Annotated in this window: 11 protein-coding genes and 1 pseudogene; 11 read left to right on the top strand and 1 reads right to left on the bottom strand. The window is 39.0% G+C overall.

All coding sequences use genetic code 11. The annotated features are described in order from the left end of the window. Positions 1–170 precede the first annotated feature (170 nt). The 11 genes from BGL89_RS01430 (at position 171) to BGL89_RS01480 (ending at position 5140) form a co-directional block, all read left to right on the top strand. Entirely contained in the window at positions 171–362 is a 192-nt protein-coding gene (locus BGL89_RS01430; RefSeq protein WP_286823928.1) for a DUF6883 domain-containing protein, read from the top strand. Positions 363–573: 211 nt separating this feature from the next. Beyond that, positions 574–840 (top strand): hypothetical protein, encoded by a 267-nt coding sequence (locus BGL89_RS01435; protein WP_110578573.1) that lies wholly within the window; start codon positions 574–576, stop codon positions 838–840. 179 nt (positions 841–1019) lie between these two features. Next, a complete protein-coding gene (locus BGL89_RS01440) occupies positions 1020–1238 on the top strand; it encodes a type II toxin-antitoxin system HicB family antitoxin (RefSeq protein WP_004163690.1) in 219 nt (72 codons plus the stop codon). Between the two features lie 373 nt (positions 1239–1611). Further along, positions 1612–1887: a hypothetical protein gene (locus BGL89_RS01445; RefSeq protein WP_193955894.1), complete on the top strand. Its 276-nt coding sequence runs from the start codon at positions 1612–1614 to the stop codon at positions 1885–1887. Between the two features lie 7 nt (positions 1888–1894). After that, complete coding sequence (locus BGL89_RS01450) at positions 1895–2104, top strand: DUF2283 domain-containing protein (RefSeq protein ID WP_286823932.1); 210 nt, start codon at positions 1895–1897, stop codon at positions 2102–2104. Positions 2105–2356: 252 nt separating this feature from the next. Continuing rightward, on the top strand, positions 2357–2581 hold the full coding sequence (locus BGL89_RS01455) for a DUF433 domain-containing protein (RefSeq protein WP_158201880.1): 225 nt from the start codon (positions 2357–2359) through the stop codon (positions 2579–2581). After that, positions 2578–2910 (top strand): DUF5615 family PIN-like protein, encoded by a 333-nt coding sequence (locus BGL89_RS01460; protein ID WP_287697222.1) that lies wholly within the window; start codon positions 2578–2580, stop codon positions 2908–2910. Before BGL89_RS01455 ends, BGL89_RS01460 begins: the two co-directional genes overlap by 4 nt. A gap of 363 nt (positions 2911–3273) precedes the next feature. After that, a complete protein-coding gene (locus BGL89_RS01465) occupies positions 3274–3468 on the top strand; it encodes an NAD(P)H dehydrogenase subunit NdhS (protein ID WP_002759298.1) in 195 nt (64 codons plus the stop codon). Positions 3469–3470: 2 nt separating this feature from the next. Next, positions 3471–4145 carry an HAS-barrel domain-containing protein gene (locus BGL89_RS01470; protein ID WP_286823942.1) on the top strand — a complete coding sequence of 225 codons (675 nt, stop codon included), beginning with the start codon at positions 3471–3473 and terminating at the stop codon, positions 4143–4145. Positions 4146–4646: 501 nt separating this feature from the next. After that, on the top strand, positions 4647–4862 hold the full coding sequence (locus BGL89_RS01475) for a hypothetical protein (protein WP_002782275.1): 216 nt from the start codon (positions 4647–4649) through the stop codon (positions 4860–4862). Then, entirely contained in the window at positions 4859–5140 is a 282-nt protein-coding gene (locus BGL89_RS01480; protein ID WP_286823946.1) for a type II toxin-antitoxin system RelE/ParE family toxin, read from the top strand. The genes BGL89_RS01475 and BGL89_RS01480 overlap by 4 nt, the downstream gene beginning before the upstream one ends. Before the next feature lie 57 nt (positions 5141–5197). Here BGL89_RS01480 and BGL89_RS01485 read toward each other — a convergent pair. Beyond that, positions 5198–5530, bottom strand: a pseudogene (locus tag BGL89_RS01485) (DUF1822 family protein); the annotation flags it as partial. Between the last annotated feature and the right edge of the window lie 81 nt (positions 5531–5611).

Below are 5611 nucleotides of genomic sequence, written 5' to 3' on the forward strand. Positions count from 1 at the left end.
AGGTGCGCCATTGGAAGTTCTTAGGTGCTATATTAAAGATCAAGAAAAGCCGTCGTAAAACGACGGGGTTTTAACCCAAATTTTCGATAATCAGGAATCTTAACCCTATGCTCTGAAATTATGATACTCTAATCCCAGAGCTTGATTCAGAGCATTTGTAAGATTGTAATATGAGTATTAGCTGGAAAGAAGGAGATCCCTTACCAAATGCAGATCAAGCCGAAATAGACTTGCGAAAGTTTACCGATTACTCATTGCAACCTAACAACCCTCAAAATCAAGGAAAATGGATGGGATTTGCCATGATAGGTTATTCTGTTGAAACTCAAGAAGGCCGTCAAATTGCAACTCTCAAGATATAATTCAACAAATTCGTCAAATTTTACCTTATGCACCAGCCTATAAAAGCAAAAATAATCCCTATGGTATGAGATTAAAAGTTACAATTAGGATCAAAGGTTTGAATGGAGGGCAAGGAAATTTAATCACAATCTGGCAAATAGATCAAAGCAAAATTATTCCTAGATTAATTACAAACTGGTTAGAAGTTTACAGCTAAAGGAGCAAAACATAATGAAAGCAAAAATTAATGATTCGATTCAAACTTTAATAGATATAACCGCCGATTTTTCAGATTTAATCATTCCTAAAGGAACAATTGGTGCAATAGTTGAATGCTATCCTAATCCTGAAGCATACGCTATTGATTTAATGATTTCTAATCCTAAAGTCATTGGTGGTTTTACTTATGAAAATGTAATTTTATCTCCTGAACAATTTATTGTTATTTCTTCTCAATCAATATCAGAAGATAAAGCAGAAAAATTGATATTCAATTAATCTTAAACACTGTATTGCGATCGCCGCTCTTGTAGGTTGGGTGATCGGTACTCAACCCAACATCATCCCCAGGATGCTCTAATCTTGTGTCGTGATCTTGTGATATTTTGATTGAGAGTGCGATGTTGAAGGCACTGCGTAGCAGCACGCTAATTCATAAATTATCAAAGGAGATTGTCATGAAAGGAGAATTCACCGCCATCATTGAAGCAGCAACAGAAGGGGGATACTGGGCGATTTGTCCTGAAGTCCTAGGTGCAAATGGTCAAGGAGAAACCATTGAAGAAGCCAAAGAAAGCTTAAAAAGTGCTATTCAACTAATTTTTGAAGATCGTTTGGCTGATATTCGTCGAGGACTACCGAAAGAGGCGATCGAGGAGACAATTTCCATTCCATGAAACGTAAAGAATTAGAAAAAAAGTTGCGGAAAGCTGGTTGTTATCTTAAGCGAGAGGGTGCTTCTCATTCTCTTTAGATTAACCCTCAAACTGGGGTCATTGAAGCTGTACCACGACATACAGAAATCAAAGAATTTTTAGCACAAAAAATTCTCAGAAACCTGAATGCCCAATAGTGCGATCACCCGATCTTGTGGTGCGATCGCCGATCTGGTAGGGTGCGTTCCCTGATGCAACCCTTGTTACTCCATTCATTTGATGATGGGGAACGCACCAGCAAACACGGAATATTCGGTGGATTACGGTGTTGGGGGTTTGGGAAGGAAAATTTAGATTAAAATAGATAACAGATAATTAGCAAAGTCTGCTCATAATGCCGAATATTATCTGGTCGGATTACTTACAATATCGAGCCAAACTGAGAGGATTTGAACTTGCTAAAATAGAAGAGATTCTCAAATACTCTGGAGAAAGGTACTACGATACTGAAACGGGTCGTCTCATTGCCGTAGGCAAGCATGATAATCGTTTAGTAATTATTCCTTATGAATACGATGATAATTTTATAACTCCTGTCACCATTCATGCGACAACACGCCAACAAATTCGATTTCGCCTAACAACTGGGAGATATACTATCCATGAGTAACCCTAAAATGAGATACTTTGAACAAGAAGACATTCTTCATTTAACTATTTCTGATGAACCAGAAGCTAACAGTGTAGAAATTAATCCAAATATTACCGCTGAACTTAATGATTTAGGAGAATTAATTGGCCTAGAGATTACTAATGCTAGTTCTTTTATCCGAGATTCAATTTTAGAGTCAACCCAAGGAAAAATATTAAATTTGTCCGGCCAATGACTTATTGAGTGCGATCGTTCTTGTCGGTGGGGTTGGGTGCGATTGTCTTTGTTGATAGTGCGATGCCGAAGGCACTGCGTAGTGCGATGCCGAAGGCACTGCCTAGCAGTACGCCGATATTGTAGGGTGCGTGTTTGCGGCTACCAATTCTGTAAAAAAACCAAATTAACAATCCGCGCCCCGCGCATCAACTTTATTATTCTGTGTTACCGAATAAGATATAATTGAGAAGCTGAAAATAGTTAAAGCATTATGAGTTACCAAAACATTATTACCATTGAACCGGGAAAACGAAGCGGAAAACCCTGTATTCGAGGGCTGCGTATAACTGTGTACGATATTCTAGAATATTTAGCGGGAGGAATGACAGAAGCAGAAATTCTTGAGGATTTTTCAGAATTAACTTCTCAGGATATCAAGGCTTGTTTGGCTTTTGCTGCTGATCGAGAGAAAAAATTATTTATCACCTCTTTCTGAAACTGTTATTAGATGAAAATTTGTCAGATCGGATTATTGATAAAATAATTGATTTATATTCTGATTCTCAGCACGTCAAGACTTTAGGACTGATAAATACTGATGATGCACTTATCTGGGAATTTGCCAAATTCAACAATTTTGTAATTGTCTCTAAAGATGCCGATTTTCATCAGCGCAGTTTGTTATATGGTCATCCACCCAAATTTATCTATCTTCGTATTGGAAATAGTCCCACTGCAAAGATTATCGAAATTTTAAGAGGTCATTTTTTAATTATTATTAAATTTTACAATAGTGAAACAGAAAGTATGCTGATATTAAGTTGAGTGTGAGCGCATCATCTTGCGATCGCCTGATATTGTAGGCTGCGTATTTGTAGCGATAATCTCTGACAGAAAACTTAAAGCAAAATCGATGAGAACCATTCCCTTAACTTTAGAACAGCTTCTTTCAGCAGTACAACAATTGTCAACCCTATTATTGAGTGTTGGGGAAGTGGTGAGCTTTTTTGCTGTGATCGGTAAACAGTGAAAAGACAGCACTGTTAAGGCTATTTGCGGGGAACAGTAGTCTGTCCTCTGGGGATGATAGCAAATCCCGTCATACTTGATCTTATTTGCCAGCCGACTCCCTGATAACTAATTTTTGATAAGCTAAGAGACAGTAATTATAATTTCGTCGTCAATCCTATGATTTTGCCAGGTAGTACCGTTCGAGTCACCAATCCCGATGATACCTACTATAAATTTGAAGGTTTAGCCCAGCGTTTAAGCGATGGGAAAGTGGCCGTTCTTTTTGAGGGGGGTAACTGGGATAAGTTAGTTACCTTTAATCTCTCGGAATTAGAAGAAGTAATTATTGCCCCCGCTAAAGGCAAAAAATAACCATGCGTCCACCCTTACCGCAATTGGCCACGGATAACCGCCATCCCGATCATATCGCCGAAGTTATCGAGACGACGACGACCGAGTTTTTGGCGCAATGTTTGGAACCAGAGGAGTTAAACTTTCCTTTTATGCCCGCTTTTGGTAGTTGGGTAAAAGCCTACGATGAAGAAACGGGTAATAAGATTTTTGGGATTGTCACCTTTGCCACCACTGCACCCATCGATTCGGTACATCGCGCTAGAGCTTTGGGGTTGTCTTTGGCTGAATTGCGGGAACAACAGCCGCAGATTTTCGCTATGTTAAAAACGGAATTTCGGGCAACTATTGTCGGTTTTGAAACCCTGCCTGGACAATTTAATGGCAATGGTTCTGGGCGAGGTTATATCTATCAATATATTCCTCCCCGACCCCCACAAATTCATCAGGCGGTTTATCAATGTGAGTCGCTGGAAGTGGTTTATTTTAGTGAACAATTAGACTTTTTAAGAATTTTATTACAGGTCAAAAATACTCCCGTGGAAGCTTTGGCAGCTGCTTCTATCCGTCAGATGTATCAATTGCGTCAAGCCGATCGACAATGGTTAGTGAATGTGGGCAGACAGTTAAGTGTTTTACTTAAAGATGATTATGATCGCTTGCGTTATATTCTCAGTCAAATTCATATTCACGCTTAGTTGATTCGGCGTTGCTGATTTTAATTAGGGTCTGCTGAATAAATCTAAAAACCTTGTTGGGTAAGACTTTTAGACTTTTTGTCAATCAAAAAGTCCCCGGCATGGGAGTGATCAGGGGGAAAATTGAGGTCCTTTTTCCCTGAAAATTAGGTAGTTGACCACCTGAAAATCGGTAAAACCCCACACCCCACACCCCACACCCTACCACCACCGAAAAACTTTTTGCCGCAAACCCTAGTTAGTTCTAAATAGTTGACGGTTCTTCGGTTTGTGTTATGCAATCGACGAGGGTTATAAGGGATGAAACCCTTATAGAGAGAGACATTACTGCGATTTTTGTCAACTGTGATTTATGCCACCCTATCGAACCATAACAAGTAACGAAGAACCTAGTTGACTAGACAAAAAATGTCGATATAATGAATGTTTATACGGTAACTCTCGCTATTTTCATCCTTGATTGTAAATTCTAGATAGTTTAATTGATCGCCCCTTAGGAAAATGGCAATACAAACAACCTTTGCAGAGATTTTAGAAGCAGCCGAGCAACTTCCCCTTGAAGATCAAGAAAATCTCATTCATATCTTACAGAATCGTCTTCGAGATCAAAAAAGAACAGAGTTGTTTAGAGATGTTCAAGAAGCTCAACAAGAATTTGCACAAGGTCAATGTCAACCCCTGACACCTGAACAAATCATGGAGGAAATCCTTTCGTGAATTTTGTTTTATTACGCTCGAATATATTTATTAGAAATGCTCGAAAAGTTGTGAAAAAACAGGCTTTTTTAGTTCAAAATATCCAAGAAACTTTAGCTTTATTATCCGTAGATCCATTTCAACCTCGATTAAGAACCCACAAATTAAAAGGAGAGCTTAAAGACTCTTATGCTTGCAGTGTGGGCTATGCTTTAAGAATTGTCTTTAAATTCGTTGAATATGAGCAGAAACAGGCAATTCTTTTGGAATCAATTGGGACTCACGATGAAGTTTATTAGTGCGGATGATTATTGCGCTCAGTCTGGAGAAAACGAACCAGAATCAAGATAAAAAACCTAAGATGCTTCATTAACAGATATTTCAGCTTTTTTGAGGGCAATTTGCCATTCTAAGTCAGCTATTTCTCGATCGAGTTCGACAATTTCACTATTAACTTGCTTTAAATCGGCGATAATTTCTTGTTTACTGCGTTTTCTACCGTAGATAGCCAGTTCATCCTCTTGTAATTTCTCAAGGATAGAGTCTAGGGAACCGGTTAAATCGGCCGAGGGATTGTCCATAATACCTAAACGCATTAAGACCTGTACCGCTTTGACAACGTCTTGCTGATAGGCTTCTCTAGAAGGGTAATCTTGGGGGTTTTTGAGATTTAAAGCGTCATTGACATCCTCACCGCCGTAAACGGACGGTGATTCCCAAACCTCACGATTTAGGTTTCTGCTTCTTTCCCTTGCGGGGTTTCGCACCTG

It is taken from the genome of Microcystis sp. LSC13-02, from assembly GCA_002282935.1.
Lineage (GTDB): Bacteria > Cyanobacteriota > Cyanobacteriia > Cyanobacteriales > Microcystaceae > Microcystis.